Origin of the sequence: Acinetobacter sp. 18QD2AZ41W (assembly GCF_009829025.1) — a bacterium.
Lineage (GTDB): Bacteria > Pseudomonadota > Gammaproteobacteria > Pseudomonadales > Moraxellaceae > Acinetobacter > Acinetobacter pseudolwoffii.
Genome location: NZ_WURP01000003.1, coordinates 143,121 through 163,080, shown reverse-complemented (window position 1 = coordinate 163,080; position 19,960 = coordinate 143,121). Strand labels below are relative to the sequence as shown.

Here is a 19,960-nt window from a genome sequence, read left to right as displayed (position 1 = left end):
TAGGGATGCAAGTTTTATTGGAACACCACAGTTTTATTGCCATCGACAATAATACGGTCTTCCAAATGCCATTTCACTGCACGTGCCAGTACATTACGTTCTACATCCTGACCGAGTTCACGCAACTGTTCAACGGTAAAGTCATGATTGACACGTTCTACGTCCTGCTCGATGATCGGACCCTGATCCAGATCGGCAGTAACATAGTGTGCAGTCGCACCGATCAGCTTGACACCTTTTTCATGCGCCTGCTTATACGGATTTGCACCGACAAATGCGGGCAGGAATGAATGGTGAATATTGATCACTTTCATTTCCCACTTACTTACAAATTCTTCATCTAGAATCTGCATATAACGTGCCAATACCAACAGGTCATTGCCCTGCATTAACTGGTCAATTTCTGCATAGGCTTCAGGCTTGTTGTCTTTGGTCACCGGCACCACTTCAAATGGAATCCCAAAGTTTTCAACCGCTTCGCGTAAAGTCTCGTGATTCGATACCACCTTGGTAATTTCACATGGCAACCCACCACGGGCATGACGCCATAACAGCTCAAGCAAGGCATGATCGACCTTAGACACCAAAATACCGACTTTCTTCACATCGCTGACCAGAGCCAGACGCCATTGCATGCCATAACGCTCTGCGACATTTACCGCAAAAGTCTGGGTAATGCTTTCTTTACGGCTTTGCAGATGATCCAGTTCAAATTCAACGCGCATGAAGTAACGGCCGCCCTGCGCTGCTGTCGCATATTGGTCAAGCGCAGTAATATTGGCACCTTGATGATACAAGAAGCTCGAAACAGCCTGCACGATGCCCGGCTTGTCTTCACAAGTAATCAATAAACGTGCGGTGTTAGCAGTCGTCATATTCATGTTGGTTTAAGTCACTAATCAGTTAAATTAAAAAATAAGCCGAGTATTCTAGCGCGTTTCCGAGATATTCTGAATAGGCGACTCGACTTCTGTGTTTTTTGCAGATGACAGGCTGGCAAAAAGTTCCGAAGAACCTAGGCTATTTAGCAAACCTTCATAAGTTTGACGGCTTTCACCGCGTAAATAGGCCCCTTCCAGGAACACCATTTGACGCAATGCCTGCCAGACCCATTTTTCTTCCAGCGTATTGGAATCGGTCAGATGACCTGACATATATAGGAAGTTGGTCCAGTTGGTCAGTACAATCCACAGGTTAATGATCAGTGCTTCAATTTCTGAATCGGTCATGTCCATCAAGCCAGCATTCACAAAAGCCTTATAGATTTTCTGACCTTGCTGCATCACCTCGCCGGCAAAGCGTGGATACATCTTGCGGAAATCTTCGTTATTTTCAACCAGATGATAGACATCACGATGCAAGAAGCGATAAGCCCACAGCTGACTGCTCAGTACCTGAAAATAATGAATCTTGTCATTGGCATCCAGAGCACGATCATCTGGCAGCGCCAGCATTTCCAGAGTTTGCTGCTGGTACTCCTCCATCAGTTCTTTAATAATTTCATTCTTATTACGGAAATGATAATACAGGTTACCAGGGCTCATCCCGAGTTCAGCCGCAATATGATTGGTGGTCACAGAGCGTTCGCCACGCTCATTGAACAGCTGCAAACTGAGCTGCAAGATACGCTCTTTAGTTTTTAAGGTTTTGGTTTGGGACATCCTAAAATAACCATTCAGTTCGTGCATTAGCAGGCTAACACACAAAGTCACTTGACTAATTAGAGTATTTGCTCTAAAAATTAATTAATCGATTTTTGAATAATGGTAGTGCGGCATGAACAGTCACACAAAAACAATATCAATGACACCCCATTTTTTTGATGGCCAATACTTAAATGAGCTTTTGGCACAACAAAAACATGCTTACTTAAACTATCCTTTGCCGACGGCAAAGGAACGCATCGATCGTTTAGCTCGACTTAAGCGTATCTTAGTTAAGTATCAAGATCAATTTGCAGAGGCAATTAATCAAGATTATGGTAACCGCTCGATTGGGGAAACCAAAATCGGTGAACTGCTCACCTGTCTGGAACATATCAAATATTATAGCAAAAACTTGACCCGATGGATGAAACCCTCCAAGCGTCATGTCGGCATTATTCATCAACCGGCCAAAGCTTGGGTGCAATATCAGCCTTTGGGCGTGATTGGGATTATTGCACCGTGGAACTATCCATTGTTGCTGTCCATTGGCCCACTCATTTGTGCATTGGCTGCCGGCAACCACGCCATGATCAAGATTTCTAGCGCATCGGCTGCGTTTGGTGAAGTGCTTGAAAAAGCCTTGGCAGAAGCCTTTCCGAAAGAACTGGTCGCAGTGGTTAATGGTGGCGGTGTGATCTCAGATGCCTTCTGTCGTCTAGCCTTCGACAAAATGATTTTTACCGGCTCGACTGCTGTGGGTAAAACCGTGATGGCAGCCGCAGCAGAAAATCTGGTTCCGGTGATTCTGGAACTAGGGGGTAAGTCGCCAGTGCTGGTGCATCCATCGATTGATCTGCGTGATGTCGCGCAGCGGATTGCGGTGGGCAAACTCTGGAATGCCGGTCAAACCTGTGTCGCACCGGACTATATGTTCCTGCCTCGTGGCAAGACGGCAGAATTTATTGATCATTTTAAAGCCTGCGTAGAAAGTATGTATCCGGATATCACTCATAATCAGGATTACACCTCGATTGTGAATGACAAACAGTACAACCGTCTGCAAGGCTATCTGGATGATGCACGTGAACAGGGTGCTCATGTTATTGAAATCAATCCGCGCCATGAAAATTCCTCTGATCTGCGTAAAATTGCCCCCACCATTGTGACCAATGTCACACCAAGCATGCAGATCATGCAGCATGAAATCTTTGGTCCACTGCTGCCAATCATGGAATATGATCAAATTGATGAAGTTATCGACTTTATTAATAGCCGTCCACGCCCACTTGCTTTATACTACTTCGACTTTGATCAAGCGCGTGCCGATTATGTCGCACAGCGTACCCATTCAGGGCATTTCGGGCAAAATACGGTATTAACCCATGTTGCACAAGACGATCTACCATTTGGGGGTGTCGGTGCATCAGGTATGGGGAAATATCACGGTCCAGAAGGCTTCTTCAGTTTGTCGCATGAACGCTCGGTAATGTCGAATCCCAAGCTGTATAGCTTGAAATACATTCTGCCGCCGTTCAATAAACCGATTCATAAGCTGATTTCGAAGACACTTCTCCGTTAAATGATCAAGGCATGAGCTATCGATATAGCTCGTGCTGCGTTTTGACGAAAATCGCTTGTCTTTTAAGCGCATTTTTGATATAAAACGCCCCTTGAATGATTTCAATCCGTTTATTTTTGACTGGCCATACAGATTTGCTGTTGGCTAAATCAATGGAGTTACACCATGTCTAAGGTTTGCCAAGTTACCGGCAAGCGTCCAGTCGTTGGTAACAACGTCTCACACGCCAACAACAAAACTAAACGCCGGTTCGAGCCGAACCTGCACCACCACCGTTTCTGGTTAGAAAGCGAAAAACGTTTTGTACGTCTTCGTTTAACCACTAAAGGTATGCGTATTATCGACAAATTGGGCATTGAAAAGGTTGTTGCTGACCTACGTGCTCAAGGTCAAAAGATCTAAGGAGTCTGAACCATGCGTGATAAAATTCGCTTAGTTTCTTCAGCTGGTACAGGTTATTTCTATACCACGACTAAGAACAAACGTACTATGCCGGAAAAAATGGAAATCAAAAAATTTGATCCAAAAATCCGTCAACACGTAATCTTCAAAGAAGCTAAAATCAAATAATTTTGGCTTTTTAAAAAAAACGACCCTTTCAGGTCGTTTTTTTTTGCATTTTTTTTACCCCACTTGATAAACTTTCTACATGTTTTGGCACTTTTTGTGCTTATTTCCCAGCAAACCTAACTAAAGGAGTATTTAGTGCCACATGACGTAGAACTCATTATATTATTGGCTGTTGGTTTTGGCTTAGCCCTGGTTTTTGGCTATATCGCTGCACGTCTGCGCCTCCCCCCACTTATCGGCTATCTGGTGGCCGGCATTCTGATTAGTCCCAATACACCCGGTGTGGTCGGCGACATTCATCTGGCCAACCAGCTGGCAGAATTAGGTGTCATGTTCCTGATGTTCGGGGTCGGGATGCATTTCTCGCTAAGTGATCTGATGCAGGTGCGGCGGATTGCATTGCCCGGTGCAATTTTGCAAATTGCAGTCGCCACTCTGCTCGGAGTGGGAGTCTCGATGTTATGGGGCTGGAGCTTTGGCTCTGCGCTCGTATTCGGTTTAAGCCTATCCTGTGCCAGTACGGTGGTTCTACTCAAAGCACTCGGTGATCGTGGTCTGCTCGATTCAATTAATGGCCGGATTGCCGTCGGTTGGCTTTTGGTCGAAGATCTGGTCATGGTCTTGGCCTTGGTATTATTGCCGGCCACTGCCTTACTTCTAGGCGGACAAGCACTTGAAGGTGCGAGCGATGAAAATATCTGGGCCACTTTAGGCATTACCCTGCTGAAAGTCGCAGGCTTTATTGCCTTTATGCTGATTATTGGTAAACGTCTGGTGCCGATGATCATCCAAGTCGTGGCACGTCTGGGTTCTCGTGAGCTGTTTACCCTGACTGTGGTCGCTGCGGCCATCTCGATTGCCTTTGGGGCCTATAAGGTTTTTGGGGTATCTATGGCGCTGGGGGCTTTCTTTGCCGGGATGGTGGTGAAAGAGTCAGATTTCAGTCATCGCGCGGAACAAGAAACCTTGCCGCTGCGTGAAATCTTCTCAATCTTATTCTTTGTTTCTGTCGGCATGCTGTTTGATCCGCGTATTTTACTGGAACAGCCACTCCATGTGCTGACAGTCGTCGGCATTATTCTGATTGGTAAAACTCTTGCAGCAATGGCACTGGTATTGTTCTTCCGCTATCCAATCAATACCGCGCTGACTGTTGGCGCTTCGCTGGCACAGATTGGTGAATTTTCATTTATTTTGGCAGCACTTGGGGTGTCACTGAATCTGCTTTCACTAGAAGGTCAAAACCTGATTCTGGCGGGTGCATTGATCTCGATCACTCTTAATTCCTTTATCTTCTCCGCGATTGAACCGGTACAAAAATGGATTCGGGAACGCTCGACCCTGGCACGCTTACTGGAACGCAGTGGTGATCCATTGGCAATGTTACCCGATGAAGTTTCACAGGATTACTTGCGTGATCAGGTGGTGCTGATTGGTCATGGTGAAGTGGGTCGTCGTATTACCCGCTCATTAATGGAAGAAAATATCAAGGTGGTTATTGCAGAAGAAAACCGCGATATTGTCGAAAATCTGCGTGAAAAAGGTATTGCCGCGGTTTCAGGCGCTGCGACTGAAGCCGGTGTTTTGATCCAGGCGCATATTCAACATGCGCGCTTACTGGTCATTTCCCCTATGGATATCATCGATATTCATAAAATTGTAGATATTGCCAAGACCTTGAATCCGAAAATTCAGGTATTGGTCTGTGCCGAAAGCAAGGAAGAAGCTGAAGCGATCCGTCGTGATAATATCGGCGCGGTGTATTATGCCAAAGAAGAAATGGCGAAAAATATGAGTAATCATATTTTAAACCAGATCGAAATTGCGCATCAGCATCCCCCTTCTCATTAATCTCTCTGCATAAAAAAAGTTGCCCAATGTGGCAACTTTTTTTATGCATAATCACAAGATTTTTTGTAATAAGCTGACTTCAAATCATCAGGAGTAAAATCAAAGAAACGAGGTTTTCATTTCTTGAAACTCACCTTGAGCTCGTACTTAAAATCTAACTTATTCCCCAACCCTTTAAAATCAAAAAGCACACCGATAGTGTGCTTTTGAATACATTGTAATCTTAACTCATATACTTCGGCTCTTCATCTACCACTTCTGCCTGCCATTCATTGACCTGCTGTTCCAGCAAGCCATACAGGGCCGCCTGAATCATCTGTTGCGCAATCACAGGCGTCTGCTCTCCGAGTAGAGCCTTCACCTCGTCATTAAACTGAATCATGACCAAAGGCTGTTTATGCGAACCCGCATTGCGTAAAGCCAAGGCACCACCTTCAAGTTGAACGAGTTCTAAAATCGCGTCTTGATTACCAAATAAGTCTTTCAACTGTTCTATAGACATATATCCTCCATGTTCAACATGGTGGCAAAGAGCCGGGTGCACTTTGCATCATTAGAGTAATTAATATAGGGTTAAAAATTCTAATTTCAAGTACGGTCGATCCGATTAAAATTCAATCATCTCATTGCGAAAACCATCGATGAGTTGTGTCAAGTCACGATGCCATTCTCTTAATATAGCAGGATCAGGTAACCATGCTTGTGGAGACTGTGTGACTTTAATGATGAGATTTGAGGAGGTTTCGTCTTCGGGTTCCGGTGTACTCGGTTCAGGCGCATACTGGCACAGACGATACGCACGTTTTAGTTCAGCAATGAAACCGCTCTTGGATAAGTGTTGTAATACGGCTACTTCGGGTGAAATCTGGCCTTTGGCTGCCATTAGTTCTTCGATCGATTTTAACGTCGGATTGGCATCATTCAGGCGATAGTAACGCACCAGTTCCTGCAAAAATGCCAATAAAGCGCCATGCAAATGAAACACAGTCGCCTCACGTTGTGCCTGAGCCTGTTGCACATGTTCGGTTTGCTCTGCCTGCTGACAGGCAAGACGGGCAAAATACAGTTTTTGATTGGTACGGTCCGCATGATAGCGAGCAACACGGGTCATTGATATTTCCTAAGGTTTTAAACAAATTTTGGCTTTTATAAAGTAAAAGGTTCGCTTTCATTTCGCAATCAAAACATGTTTAAACTGAATCCATCCAGTACTGAAATCCAGAAAATCTAACTGCCTGCACGAGTACAACCATGAGCACAACAAGGCTAAATTTCAGCCATAAAAAAGGAGCATATCAAGTGCTCCTTTTCCAGTTTAAGCCTCGGGCTTATCTTCTGCTTGTTTTACCCGGATTCCATGTCCGTGCAAACGCAAAGTATTCAGGCCTTTAATGGCTTTGATGGCTTCACGTGCATGCGGCATTTCTACAAAGGCAAAGCCTTTTGATTTTCCGGTTGCCGCATCGAGCACCAAAGTACAAGTATTCACTGTGCCATATTCCTGGAACAACTTCAGCAACTCGGCTTCTGTGACCGTACGTTCTAAATTACGAACTAAAATTTTCATCTGATAACCTTAAGAAGATAGGCAAAAAATATCAAAAAGCACGCGCCTACTCTACTTTTTGTATGCAACAACTTTGCTATAGTTTAATCGAGATCAATGCCAAAATCTAAATTAATCGATTGACGTTCAATTAAGGCACTTTTCACGGTCTGCTGCCGGGTTTTGTAATGGGTTTCCGTGGTACATAAATGCCGGGTGAGATCATTCAAGAAATAACTTGCGACTTTACGCCCCTGCGCATCGACCGTTTCCCGCGCCCAGTGATTCAGATTTTGTTTGGTCAGAATCAATTCATTTTTGGCCCGGGTCAGCGCCACATACAGCACACGACGTTCTTCTTCAACATCATCAAAGTCGCCTTGGGCGCGTGCATGCGGATAATTTCCCGGCGTGACATTGGCCACATAACAGACATTCTGTTCGGTGCCTTTTGCTGAATGAATGGTAATCAGGGTCACCACATCATGATCGGACTGGCGTTCAATTTCCGAAATCGACACTGGATCGAGCACATATTCCTCTAAAAATTCACTTAGTTGTGAATGCTTGGAGGCCAGTTGTTTCACCAGTTCAAAATCACCCTGACGACGTGGCCAGTCTTTTTTATAGTTCTCTGCCAGTTGTGTTTCAATTGCCTGAATCGCAAGACTGACACAAGCCTGCACTTCGCCTTTCAGCACGCTCATCTGCTTCATGATCAGAATCGCATTTAGAGGTATCTTGCCAAATTTCTCCAGTTTATCGGAGATTTTATCGATTTCAGGTTCCAGCAAAATGTGTTGCGCCAGCTTGCTTGCACCGACATCACCGACACCATTCCACAGGGTCAAGAAACGCATCCAGGCGATATCATCCAGCGGATTGGCGACCACACGCAGCATGCTGAGCAAATCTTTGACATGTGCCGTTTCCAGCAGCTTCATACCGCCAATAAATCGATACGGTACATTGGCCGCGATACAGGCCGCTTCAATATGCCGCGCGGCAAAACTGGAACGCACCAGTACCATATGTTCGCCCCATTTGCTGCCCTGTAAATAATGACGCTCTTTAATATCAATTGCGATCCATTTGGCTTCATCAAACTCATTCGGAAATATATGCATGCGCGGCTTTAGGCCCTCGCCACGATAAGCTTCCAGACGTTTGTCATATTTGATTTCAGACTGATCCAGCAGCCAGTTGGACAGATCCAGAATTTCCTGGGTCGAGCGGTAGTTTTTTTCCAGTTTAAAAATTTGCGCATCTGGTACCCGTTCTTTGAAATGATGAATATTTTCAAAGTCTGCGCCACGGAAACCATAAATCGACTGGGCATCATCGCCGACACAAAATAGGCTGATCCGGTCTTTCAGCGGCTCCAGCAAGGCCCATTGCAGTGGATTGGTATCCTGCATTTCATCGACCAGCATATGCCGACAGATTGAAGCCACATAATCGACTAAGCCTTCTGATTGTGCCAAAGCTGTCGCCACCACCGCCAGAATATCGTCATAATCCAGAAAACTGCGCGCCTGTTTGCGTGCTTCATATTCCTTCATGATCTCGGCAATCTGGTCTTTTAAGGCCAGATATTCCGGCATCTGCTTTTCCAGCGCCAGACTGAGCTTCTGCCGGGTATTACGTGCAAAGGAATATAAATCGCAGAGTTCTTGTGGCTTGGGCAAATGATTAGGATTTTTTTTGTCATCACGGCCACGAATCAGACGGAACATCATCAACTGATCATCACGATCAATAATCGAGAACTGTTCCAGACCAAAGGCCTTCGGAATACGGCGCAACAGATACATACAGAAAGTATGAAAAGTCGAGGCACGCAGACCTTTGGCTTGATCCCCCAAGGCTAATTCCACCCGCGCTACAATTTCACTGGCTGCACGGCGGGTAAAGGTCAGAATCTGAATCTGGTTGGCGGGTACACCCTGCTCAATCAGGTGAGCTGCACGTGCCACGATGGTCTTGGTTTTGCCACAACCTGCCCCGGCCAGCACCAGACTATGTTTTGTTTCTGTGGTCGCTGCTTGCTTTTGTTGGGGATTTAATTCATCAATCAGGTTGGCTAAACTCATTTTCACTCATCGTTTTGTGGATGGCTGTAGTTTAGCAGATCGCTCTTATAATTATGGCTTTTCATCCGCCCTGAAACAGCAGCAAATTTTATCTCTTGATTTGTTTGCTATAGGGTCGACAGCATGGATGCCGTCTGCTGGATTGAGATATAGGGACATACCCTCAGTTACCTTGCGAAGCAGTGCTTCTCATCCATGAAAAGCAAGATCTGCTTATGCGTTATTATCTGCCATTACGTAAAGCTTGTGCAGCAATGACGATCTTGTAAAAGAAAACTAAATACGCTGTTCCTCAATATTTTTAATTGTTTTGGACACTGCTTTTTCCAGATTCACTTCCGCATTTTTTAAGGCTTCTTCCCGGCTACAATCTGGTGGATTAATCCCGATAATCTGACTAAATCCAGACTCATATAGTGACTCAATCCCATCACCCACCAGTCCAGCAAATGCAAGCACCGGTTTATTGAATTTTTGCGCTACTTGTGCCACGCCAAATGGTGTTTTTCCTAACTTAGTTTGATGATCAAGCTTGCCTTCACCGGTCATAACATAATCGGCTTGGGCTATTTTATTGGCTAAGTCTGTCTGCTGAATGATGAGTTCCACGCCTGATCGAATAGAAGCAGCTGTGAATGCCATTAAGCCAAAACCGAGTCCACCTGCCGCACCCGCACCTGCAACATGACGATGATCACGTCCAATGTGCCGAGCAACCAGATCGGCAAAATGACTGAGGTTTTGATCCAGTTGCTTGACCATTTCCGGTGTCGCACCTTTTTGTGGGCCAAAGATCGCTGAAGCACCATTGGGTCCACACAGCGGATTATTCACATCCGATGCAATGATAATTTCAATATCCGCCAGCCGTGAATCCAGTTCGGATAAATCAATTGCTATGATTTGATCCAGGTTTCCACCGCAAGCCTGTATTTCTAATCCTTGGGCATCTAAAAACCGAGCGCCTAAAGCCTGTGCCATTCCCGCACCGGCATCGTTCGTCACACTGCCACCCAAGCCAATGATGATTTTACTGGCCTCTAAATCGAGCGCAGACTTGATCATTTCTCCTGTGCCACAGGTTGAGGTCAGCAGAGGATTACGCCTTGCAGCTTCCAGCAGATCTATGCCATTGGCTTTGGCCATTTCAATGATTGCGGTTTTTCCTGCATCAATTACGCCAAAATACGTCTGGATGCGCTGATCAGGCAATGGGCCGGTCACTTCACAGGGAATGCGCTGTCCTTTTGAACTTGAGATCAGCGTATCGACAGTGCCTTCCCCTCCATCCGCCATAGGAACATGAATACACAAAGCATCAGGCAACATGTTTTGAATGCCACGCTGCATGGCCTGACAGGCTTGTTCAGCACGCATACTTTCTTTAAAGGAATCTGGAGCAAGAACAAAAGTAAGCGGCATATGGTTATTTTTATCTATCAATAAAGTCTAGATTCTGGATAAATCCAAGAGAATCTACAAGTCTTTATTTCCAGCCCAACTCAATTGCTGTGATCTCATTAATCAGGGTCTGATCCAGAGATCCCGGCATTTTACTCGTGGTTTCGGACAGCGGGATATGTCCTGCCATCAGTTCTGCCTTGGCTTGTGGGAACACAGGTTGCTGATCTGGAAATGCATAACCTATTGGATAAATCGGCTGACCTGTGGCCAGATCATATTTATCACTGGCACCAAAGGCATGCAGTAACTCATGTACCAAAACAATTTTATTTTGTTCAGACTGCTTTTGAGAGGCAAATAAATTCACTGATCCAACCCGGCCTTTCTGCAAGGCAGTTGAATGCTTTAATTGCCGGGTTTGTGCCGGATCATAATAATTTAAAAACAGGGTCAGACTGGCAGAAGGGTCCGAACTCTGTTGCTGTTTCCAGGCATAAAATCGAAACTTTAAACTCCATACAACAGTATCGAAAATTGAGGCCTGCTCAGGGACTTTAGGCGGTAAAACTTTAAGCTCACGACCCAAATTAAAATAAAAATAAGTGGGTTGATTCCGATATTGCTGTGCTGATTTTTGTAGAAAGTCTCTTGCCGTTTCTAGATCCTGAACTGACAGTTGCTGGATGTATTGCTGTGTGGTCGGTAATCCATCTGCATTAATCGGATGCAACAGAACCATGACCGGCTTTGACCAGTTCTGATTTTGATCACGATAGGCATTGACTGCAACGATCAATAAAATACTTAATAAAATCAGAATCCGAATCTTTTTCCACATATCCCCAAGCAACCTTATTTATTTTTTTAAAATATCGACACATCATAAATAAAAAATGCCGACTTTCGTCAGCATTTTTTTCAAGTTTAAACTTTATTTAGGCTTCAACCCATTTTCCATCCTGGTAAACCAGAGACCATTTGGTTTGCTTGCCTTCCGCATTTTCAGAGCCAATATATTGCGACTGGTTCTTGCGACTGAATTTCACCAAAGTCGGGTTACCTTCCGGATCTGCATCAGGCGCTTGCAAGATAAACTGATATTTCGGATCCAGCTGTTCAGCCACAGAGCGAATCTCGGCAACTTTCGGTGCCCGTGTTTCACGCACTTTCGGGAATTTGCTGGCCGCCAGAAACAGGCCGGCCGCACCATCACGCAGCACAAAGAAGTCATCGTGCTTGGTCGAGCGCAAATGTTCCATCTTGATCGGATCGACACGCGGAGGTGCCGGCTGACCACTCTTTAATACTTTACGGGTATTGTCACAACTGTTGCAGGCGAAGTATGGCCCAAAACGACCCGTTTTAAGCTGCATTTCGCCATCACATTTGTCGCATGGAATGGTTGGGCCATCATAACCTTTGATCTTGAACTCTCCTTCTTCGAGTTCATAACCATCACAGTCCGGGTTATTGCCACAAACATGCAGTTTACGTCCGCCATCAATCACATAGCTATCCATTGCCGTTTCACACACCGGACAACGTTTCTTCGACATCAGGTCAGCGGTTTCGGCCGCATCATCATCAGACAGTGCAGCCAGAGACTCGACTGGGGTCAGGTTCAAGGTTCCCTTGCAACGTTCTTTCGGTGGCAGGTTATAACCAGAACAGCCCAGGAAAACGCCTGTGGTTCCGGTACGAATCTGCATTGGGCGCTCACATTCTTTACAATGTACCGCATCCACTTCCACTGGCTGATTACGGCGCATACCGTTCTCGCCTTGCGCCGTAGTCAAACGTTGCTTGAAATCGCCGTAGAAGCTGTCTAACAGCTCTTTCCAGTTACGCTCACCATCTGCCACCTTATCCAGCTGACCTTCAAGATCTGCGGTAAAGGCGTAGTTCATCAGGTTATTGAAGTTTTCATCCAGACGGTCGGTGACGATCTCACCCATCTTCTCGGCAAAGAGACGACGGTTATCGAGCTTCACATAACCACGATCCTGAATGGTCGAGATAATTGCAGCATAGGTCGATGGACGGCCAATGCCTTTTTTCTCGAGTTCTTTGACCAGTGAGGCTTCAGTAAAACGAGCTGGTGGCTTGGTGAAATGTTGAGATGGATCAAGCTTCTCAAGTTTCAGCACTTCACCGACTTTCACTGCCGGTAACAGAATATCGTCATCCGCTTTGTTGGCACCACGCACCCGGGTAAAACCATCAAAGACCAGCGTCCGGCCTTTGGCTTTGAGTTCTACGCCATTGGCATTGACTAAAATGGTTGAAGACAGGTATTCAGCCGGTGTCATCTGACAGGCCACAAACTGGCGCCAGATCAGGTCATAGAGACGCTGTGCATCACGCTCCACACCGACCAGACTGTCACCTTTGAGGCCCACAGTAGATGGACGGATTGCCTCATGCGCTTCTTGCGCGCCGGCTTTATTGCCATAGCGGTTGGGTTTGGCCGGCAGGTACTTCTCACCAAATTCTGATTCGATATGGCCACGGACCATGCTTACCGCATCATCACTCAGGAAGGTCGAGTCGGTACGCATATAGGTAATGAAACCGGCTTCATACAGGCGCTGTGCCAGCATCATGGTTTTCTTCACAGAAAAACCGAGACGGGTACTGGCCGCCTGTTGCAACGTTGACGTGATATAGGGCGCGCTTGGATTGACTTTGGTTGGCTTATCTTCACGGGCAGAAACGGTATAATCCGCATCTTTAATCAGGTTTAAAAGTGCATCCGTTTCGTCTTTATTACGAAGCTTTAAAGTCTTGCCATGTTGCTTGACTGCTTCCAGACGGATGTCATCTTTTTTCGATTTGGTATCGGCAAACACCTGCCAGTATTCTTCAGGAATAAAGGCCCGAATTTCACGTTCGCGCTCAACCACCAGTTTCACCGCAACCGACTGTACACGGCCGGCTGACAGGCCACGGGCAATCTTTTCCCACAAGAGTGGTGAAATCATGAAGCCGACCACGCGGTCCAGAAAACGGCGTGCCTGCTGGGCATTGACTTTATTGGTGTCCAGACGTGAAGGATGCTTAAAGGCTTCCTGAATGGCATTTTTGGTAATTTCGTTGAAGACCACACGTTGATAACGTGACTCATCGCCGCCAATCACTTCTTTTAAATGCCAGGCAATCGCTTCCCCTTCCCTGTCCATATCCGTTGCCAGATAGACTTCATCGACTTGCGCTGCCAGTTTTTTCAGTTCGGCAACCACATGTTCCTTGCCAGGAAGCACTTCGTATTTGGCTTTCCAGTCATGTTCCGGATCGACACCCATGCGGTTAATCAACGCATTCTGTGATTTTTCAGCTTTCTGTTCATCTGTCAGTTTGGTGCGTGTCGCCGGCTTTTTCTCTGTCGATTTGGCAGAGCCGCCTGTTGGCAAGTCACGGACATGACCGACTGATGATTTTACGATGTAGTTTGGACCAAGGTACTTATTGATTGTTTTCGCTTTTGCAGGCGACTCCACAATCACTAAGGCACGCTTACTTCCAGCGTCGGGAGACTTTGCTGTGCTGCTTTTTGATGTGGACCGAGGAGCGTTCGCCATAATTAACCGTTAATCCTGTTTATTTCTAAATTAAAGTTCAGCCAAAGCGTGTAATAGTGCTTTGATATCGTCGAGTTGGGCTGCTCTTAAATCAGCATGTTCATCCCAATACAATCCGACACAGTTGGCCTGCATATCAATAGCATAAATGCCTTTTAATGCAATGGGAAAATCTTTAAATTTCTCATCACCCTGCACAATTTCGAGTTTATTATCGACAACACGGGCACGCATCAAGGGTAAACGCGCATCTGGCATGAGTACGCTGTAGTACGCAACCATACTGGCACGACTTTCAGTGGCCTTTGGAATTTTGGTCCAGTCGGGTGCAACCACCAAACGTGGATGCAGACCCATTTTGCGGGCTTTGTCACGCATGATGCCAAGCGCTTTTTCTCTTGGGCTGACACGTAAGCCAAAAATTGACCCCATGACAAAAATGATGATGATCACCGCTACCCAAATTCCAGTGTTTTCCATAGTTCAACCTTTATGTTCTATTATTAGAGTTGCATAAGCACAATATAAAACGCAAGTTTGCACGATAAAATTAATTCAAGAACATTTCATGACTATATAAAACTTCGTGACCATTCCAGTAAATATAACCCTTCTCAATTAGCTCTTTCAGCAGCAGACGGATATCCGATTGAGGAAAGAGCTGCTCTAGCAAATCACGTAATTCATAAATATCCTTGGGTTTGTCGCCCTGAAGTTCGCGCAGTTTACGTGCGACTTCCAGTTGCACTGGATCAATCCGGTTAAAGTTTTTAAACAGGTCTTGCTGGGCTGACTGAATTGGAGTTTGCAATGCTTCAACTGGAGCATCATCAACTTTGAGCCGGGACATGACCTGATCCAGTTTTGGATTTTCAAGCGGATCTTGTTCATCCAGATTGAGCTGTAGCCACTGTTTCAGGACTTTTTTACGGAAGCTGATCTGCTCATCATAGCGTTTGACAATTTTCAGGTTAATCAGCATGCCGACCACATGCTGGGCCTTCACGGGCATGACGTGCAGAATATTGGCAACTGAATTTTTTAAGGTTTCCAAGGTATTTGGCTTACCACTCATTTTCCCTAGAGCATCACAGTACTTTTTCACCAGTTGCAAGGCCGGTTTGTTGCGGATCGCCTCCAGACTAGGCAGGTAATTTTTAACATGCTCTGCTGGAATAGAGACTTCATCGGGCTGAATCTGAATCAGGCTACATTTAATATCAGAGGCTTGCAGCATCTGCTGCAACATCTCGCTGCTGTCCATCGCCGAGATCAACTCGACTTCGGTTTCCGGCTCCAACAACGCCATCAGCTGACCGACAATGACCGCATATTCATATTCTTTCTGGGGCGATTCAGGTGTATCCAGAATGATGATCTGTCCACTCGCAATCCAGCCGGCCAGCTCGGTTAAATCTTCTAATGAAAATTCAAATGTTCCGGCACAATTAAACAGATACAGGCTGGAATAATGCGTCACAATTTCACGCAGTAACTTGGCCGTCGGAAAATTATTTTCGAGGTCGAGTAGAACAACTTTTGGATGCATGGGACAAGCTTCTGAAATGTACCTGAAAGCCAGTATTAGAGTAGGAAGTGAGTGAAAGGTCAAATAATTTCATGGTGAATATTCGGGTTGCAGCGGATTTACCAGATTCCAACCGAGTGGAAGATTACATATTTGATCTTGCTGCAAGCAGGTCAGAAATCGCTAGATTCCAGGCTGAGAGCTGATTAAATGAATCGAATCATCGGTGAAATAGCAGCTGCAATAAAAAACCCTTATCAAATATAAGGGTTTTATTAAATGATTGCTTGCAAATTAATAATGTGGCGGACGATCAGCAACTGGATCAAAATCCGCAATTCCTTCAGAGCGGTCTGAGGACTCAACACGTTGATATAACAGGCTCATTTGCTTTTTCAGATCGGCAATTTCCAGAGTCTGTTTAGCCACCTGATCATTCAACTGTTCAACTAAATCGTCTAAAAATGCAATTCGCACTTGCAAATCTTCAATGGGTGCGGAAAATGACGCCTGATCATTTAGATTTTGTTGTTTAGTCATTTAAAGTCCTCATTGGGGATTTCAGGAAACATTATGGCCTATATTACCCTTAGGGATGTCCAACTTGCGTTTGGTGGACCCGCCCTGCTCAACGGCGCGAATTTTAACTTGGAGCGCGGCGAACGAGTGTGTTTGATTGGCCGTAATGGTGAGGGTAAGTCTACCTTACTTAAGCTGATTGAAGGAAGTTTACTGCCGGATAGCGGCGAAGTTTCATTACAAAATGGCATCACGATTTCGATGCTGGCGCAAGATGTACCGATGGACTCAGGCCGAGTGGCGGATATCGTGGCTGACGGTGCCGGTGAAGCGTCGGAAGTTTTGCGTGCCTACCATGCAGCCAGTGAAGCCTGTGTACTGGGCGATATGGACGCTTGTGACCGCATGGGCAATCTGCAACACAAAATGGACCAGCTCGATGGCTGGGCGCTGGAAACCAAGGTCAATTCGATTTTAAGCAAAATGGGTCTGGACCCAGATGCAGATCTTGCCGATTTGTCGGGTGGTCGTAAGCGTCGTGTCCTATTGGCACGTGCCTTGCTGACTCAGCCAGATGTCTTATTACTGGATGAACCGACCAACCATTTAGATGTTGAAAGTATCGAGTGGCTGGAAAAATTCCTGCTCGATCAAAACAATTTAACTCTGTTGTTCATTTCGCATGACCGTGCCTTTGTCGATAGCATCGCCACCCGTATTGTGGAACTGGATCGTGGTCAATTGCGCAGTTATGAAGGTAACTATTCACGTTACTTAGAACTCAAAGCCATGCAAATGGAAGCTGAAGAAAAGCAGAATGCGCTGTTTGATAAAAAGCTGGCGGAAGAAGAAGTCTGGATCCGTCAGGGCATCAAAGCACGCCGTACCCGTAACGAAGGTCGTGTTCGCGCTCTAAAAGCACTGCGTGAAGAATCCAAAGCGCGCCGTTCGCAACAAGGTAAAGTGGCGATGGCAACTCAGGATGCCAACCGTTCCGGCAAACTGGTCTTTGAGATTGAGAACCTGAGTGTGAAATTCGGTGACAATGCACCGATCATTAACAACTTCTCGGCACTGGTTTTACGCGGTGACCGTATCGGTCTGGTCGGTGATAACGGTGTCGGTAAAACCACACTGATTAAAGCCATTCTGGGCGAGCTTGAGCATGGCGGCACGGTGAAAACCGGTACACAGCTGGAAGTAGCCTATTTCGACCAACTGCGTAATGCACTGGATCTGGAAAAGTCGGTCAAAGATAACGTTTCTGAAGGCTCTGACCACGTGGATGTGAATGGTAACCGTCGTCATATCTATAGCTATTTACAAGACTTCCTGTTCTCGCCAGAACGTGCACGTACCCCAGTCAAAGCGTTGTCTGGTGGTGAACGCAACCGTATCTTGCTGGCGAAACTGTTGCTGAAACCATCGAATCTGATTGTGATGGATGAACCAACCAACGATCTGGATATGGTGACCCTAGAGTTACTGGAAGAAATGCTCGGTGGCTACAAAGGCACCTTGTTATTGATCTCGCATGACCGTGCCTTTATGGACAACGTGGTGACCTCAACTTGGGTCTTTGATGGTAAAGGCAATATCGACGAATATGTCGGTGGTTATCAGGATTATCTTGAACAGCGTCCGGATCAAACCGTGGTCGATCAAAAAAGTGCCGTGAAAAAAGCCATGGCCAAAGCTGAAGCCGCACCCGTTGCTGCCAAAAAAGTCAAACTCAGCTACAAAGATCAACGCGCGCTCGAGCAACTTCCGGCTGAAATGGAAGCGCTGGAAAAAGAGCAAGCCGAGATCAATACACAACTGGCTGATGGCTCTTTATTTGTCAGTGATTCCGATAAAGCCATGCAACTGTCTCAGCGTTTATCAGAAATTGATGAACTGTTACTGGAAAAATTAGAACGTTGGGAAGAGCTGGATAACCTTAGCAACGGCTAAATATTCCACGAGTATTTGCTCAAGCATCTGTATTCGTACAGATGCTTTTTTTTATTTCAAGAATCTTCTCTGTTAGACTGCACTTAATCTTTTAGCCCTATATTGTTCTATGAGTACCCAGCCTGCATATCAACCCGGCGAATTTCAATGGTCATTCCTGTTACCTCGATACTGGGGCAATTGGCTGGGTATTATTTTCCTGATGATTTTGGCGATTTTACCATGGGCCATTCAGTATCGTCTGGCCTATCTGCTGGGCCATCTGTCTTTTAAGTATCTGCCCTCACGTCGCGACACCACACTGCGCAATCTGGAAGTCTGTTTTCCTGAATGGTCTGCCGAGCAAATACAGGACAATGCGCGTCAGGTTTTTATCGATCAAATGCTGGGGGTTTTTGAAACCTTAAATGCCTGGTACAGTCCGAAATGGTTTCAGGATCGCGTCAGTATTGAAGGACTGGAACATATTCAGAATGCTCAAGCCGAAGGCCGGGGTATGCTGTTACTAGGCACGCATTCGACCTTACTGGATGCTGGTGGATATCTGTGTGCACAATATTTTGAACCGGATGTGGTGTATCGCCCACAGAATAATCCACTTTTGGACATGCTGATTTACCGTTGTCGCGCCACGATTTATGCCCATCAAATTGATCATGATGATATGCGCGGTCTGGTACGTAATCTGAAAAAAGGCCATGCAATCTGGTACAGTCCGGATCAGGATTATGGTTTAAAACAAGGGGTGATGGCACCTTTCTTTGGTGTACCGGCGGCAACCGTCACCGCGCACCGTCGTTTACTGAAAATGACCAAAGCTGCTGCGATTCCTTTATATTTCTATCGTCATGGCGATATCAAAAATCCACGCTACCATGTACTGATTGAACCGGCACTGGAGAATTTCCCTAGTGAGAATGAAGTCGAGGATGCTACTCGCGTGAATCTGATAATTGAACAGCAGCTACGCATCGCACCGACCCAATATATGTGGTTCCACCGCCGTTTTAAAACTCGCCCTGAAGGTTATAAGGAAATTTACTAAATCTGTTTGATCCTAGACTTTAAATCGCTACAGCTCCTATAGTTTAAAATCCTGCTCATGATCTGTACCTTGATAGATCTACATAGCTTTCGTTAGTCCCGCACGCATGAAGCCTAAGACCTGATAAAATCCTATTGTCTGCTGATCGGCCACTAAAATCTGCTGATGAAATCCTGAATAACATTACCACATATTTTACATGATCCGCCGACCAATGCCTTGTCGTTGCCAGTCCGGATCAATCAATAAGTGTGGGAAATACACCCCCAGAAAGCCATCTGAAATCGCATTCGCCAGTCCGACCAGCTGACCATTTATACGTGCAGTGACCAGACCATGCGAATGTTGTAAAGCCTGTAATAAATGTTGTGGTTTTCGGCAGTAGACCATGGATTGGCACGATAGAGCTGAAGTATTTCTGATCCATTCACTGAGTCATCACTGGCAATAACATTTTCCATTCTGCACTGTAAAAATATAGCTTTAAACCTAAAATTATCTTTAATAATCAATTAAATATTTAAAAAAATTCATCCTAAAAATAATTTAACCCGAGTTCTACATCCTGTAAAACCCGGGTTAATGAGGTTGTGCTTTCATCTATTATAATTGGTTCTATTTTTTGTGATTTCCCTTTCAGCATCATAT

At 45.6% G+C, this 19,960-nt stretch carries 19 protein-coding genes; 6 read left to right on the top strand and 13 right to left on the bottom strand.

Annotated features, from left to right (window positions below):
* Positions 1–14: 14 nt before the first annotated feature.
* A complete protein-coding gene (gene purU / locus GVV58_RS06660) occupies positions 15–881 on the bottom strand; it encodes a formyltetrahydrofolate deformylase (protein WP_005095527.1) in 867 nt (288 codons plus the stop codon).
* A 48-nt stretch (positions 882–929) separates the two neighbouring features.
* On the bottom strand, positions 930–1,661 hold the full coding sequence (locus tag GVV58_RS06655; protein WP_034608773.1) for a TetR/AcrR family transcriptional regulator: 732 nt from the start codon (positions 1,659–1,661) through the stop codon (positions 930–932).
* A gap of 115 nt (positions 1,662–1,776) precedes the next feature.
* Here GVV58_RS06655 and GVV58_RS06650 point away from each other — a divergent pair, with 115 nt between their 5' ends.
* The 4 genes from GVV58_RS06650 to GVV58_RS06635 all read left to right on the top strand — a co-directional run bounded on the left by GVV58_RS06650 (position 1,777) and on the right by GVV58_RS06635 (position 5,646).
* Complete coding sequence (locus tag GVV58_RS06650; RefSeq protein WP_159516213.1) at positions 1,777–3,225, top strand: coniferyl aldehyde dehydrogenase; 1,449 nt, start codon at positions 1,777–1,779, stop codon at positions 3,223–3,225.
* A 165-nt stretch (positions 3,226–3,390) separates the two neighbouring features.
* Positions 3,391–3,627: a 50S ribosomal protein L28 gene (rpmB, locus tag GVV58_RS06645; RefSeq protein ID WP_000048256.1), complete on the top strand. Its 237-nt coding sequence runs from the start codon at positions 3,391–3,393 to the stop codon at positions 3,625–3,627.
* Positions 3,628–3,639: 12 nt separating this feature from the next.
* Positions 3,640–3,795: a 50S ribosomal protein L33 gene (rpmG, locus tag GVV58_RS06640; RefSeq protein ID WP_001205031.1), complete on the top strand. Its 156-nt coding sequence runs from the start codon at positions 3,640–3,642 to the stop codon at positions 3,793–3,795.
* Between the two features lie 135 nt (positions 3,796–3,930).
* Positions 3,931–5,646 carry a cation:proton antiporter gene (locus tag GVV58_RS06635; RefSeq protein ID WP_005172795.1) on the top strand — a complete coding sequence of 572 codons (1,716 nt, stop codon included), beginning with the start codon at positions 3,931–3,933 and terminating at the stop codon, positions 5,644–5,646.
* Positions 5,647–5,869: 223 nt separating this feature from the next.
* Here GVV58_RS06635 and GVV58_RS06630 read toward each other — a convergent pair whose 3' ends face one another.
* The 10 genes from GVV58_RS06630 to GVV58_RS06585 all read right to left on the bottom strand — a co-directional run bounded on the left by GVV58_RS06630 (position 5,870) and on the right by GVV58_RS06585 (position 16,335).
* Positions 5,870–6,148 carry a hypothetical protein gene (locus GVV58_RS06630; RefSeq protein ID WP_004278462.1) on the bottom strand — a complete coding sequence of 93 codons (279 nt, stop codon included), beginning with the start codon at positions 6,146–6,148 and terminating at the stop codon, positions 5,870–5,872.
* Positions 6,149–6,253: 105 nt separating this feature from the next.
* Positions 6,254–6,757: a DUF6586 family protein gene (locus tag GVV58_RS06625; protein WP_074383987.1), complete on the bottom strand. Its 504-nt coding sequence runs from the start codon at positions 6,755–6,757 to the stop codon at positions 6,254–6,256.
* Between the two features lie 204 nt (positions 6,758–6,961).
* A complete protein-coding gene (locus GVV58_RS06620) occupies positions 6,962–7,213 on the bottom strand; it encodes an RNA-binding protein (RefSeq protein ID WP_005095517.1) in 252 nt (83 codons plus the stop codon).
* Positions 7,214–7,296: 83 nt separating this feature from the next.
* Positions 7,297–9,285 (bottom strand): ATP-dependent helicase, encoded by a 1,989-nt coding sequence (locus tag GVV58_RS06615; RefSeq protein ID WP_074383986.1) that lies wholly within the window; start codon positions 9,283–9,285, stop codon positions 7,297–7,299.
* A 276-nt stretch (positions 9,286–9,561) separates the two neighbouring features.
* Complete coding sequence (locus GVV58_RS06610) at positions 9,562–10,707, bottom strand: glycerate kinase (protein ID WP_100329272.1); 1,146 nt, start codon at positions 10,705–10,707, stop codon at positions 9,562–9,564.
* A gap of 64 nt (positions 10,708–10,771) precedes the next feature.
* Entirely contained in the window at positions 10,772–11,527 is a 756-nt protein-coding gene (locus tag GVV58_RS06605) for a hypothetical protein (RefSeq protein ID WP_159516212.1), read from the bottom strand.
* A gap of 97 nt (positions 11,528–11,624) precedes the next feature.
* The gene (topA, locus tag GVV58_RS06600) at positions 11,625–14,267 is read right to left on the bottom strand and encodes a type I DNA topoisomerase (protein ID WP_074383984.1); all 2,643 of its coding nucleotides are present in this window, start codon (positions 14,265–14,267) and stop codon (positions 11,625–11,627) included.
* A gap of 30 nt (positions 14,268–14,297) precedes the next feature.
* A complete protein-coding gene (locus GVV58_RS06595; protein WP_005095506.1) occupies positions 14,298–14,747 on the bottom strand; it encodes an ammonium transporter in 450 nt (149 codons plus the stop codon).
* Between the two features lie 70 nt (positions 14,748–14,817).
* Positions 14,818–15,816: a hypothetical protein gene (locus tag GVV58_RS06590; RefSeq protein WP_005172818.1), complete on the bottom strand. Its 999-nt coding sequence runs from the start codon at positions 15,814–15,816 to the stop codon at positions 14,818–14,820.
* Positions 15,817–16,089: 273 nt separating this feature from the next.
* Positions 16,090–16,335, bottom strand: coding sequence for a SlyX family protein (locus tag GVV58_RS06585; RefSeq protein WP_005095502.1), 246 nt, complete (start codon positions 16,333–16,335; stop codon positions 16,090–16,092).
* A 33-nt stretch (positions 16,336–16,368) separates the two neighbouring features.
* Here GVV58_RS06585 and GVV58_RS06580 point away from each other — a divergent pair, with 33 nt between their 5' ends.
* Positions 16,369–18,267 (top strand): ATP-binding cassette domain-containing protein, encoded by a 1,899-nt coding sequence (locus GVV58_RS06580; RefSeq protein ID WP_005095500.1) that lies wholly within the window; start codon positions 16,369–16,371, stop codon positions 18,265–18,267.
* A 109-nt stretch (positions 18,268–18,376) separates the two neighbouring features.
* Positions 18,377–19,312 (top strand): hypothetical protein, encoded by a 936-nt coding sequence (locus GVV58_RS06575; RefSeq protein ID WP_005095497.1) that lies wholly within the window; start codon positions 18,377–18,379, stop codon positions 19,310–19,312.
* A 195-nt stretch (positions 19,313–19,507) separates the two neighbouring features.
* On the opposite strand, the gene GVV58_RS15630 is transcribed toward GVV58_RS06575, so the two are convergent.
* Positions 19,508–19,702 carry a GNAT family N-acetyltransferase gene (locus GVV58_RS15630; RefSeq protein ID WP_252721261.1) on the bottom strand — a complete coding sequence of 65 codons (195 nt, stop codon included), beginning with the start codon at positions 19,700–19,702 and terminating at the stop codon, positions 19,508–19,510.
* Positions 19,703–19,960: the final 258 nt, after the last annotated feature.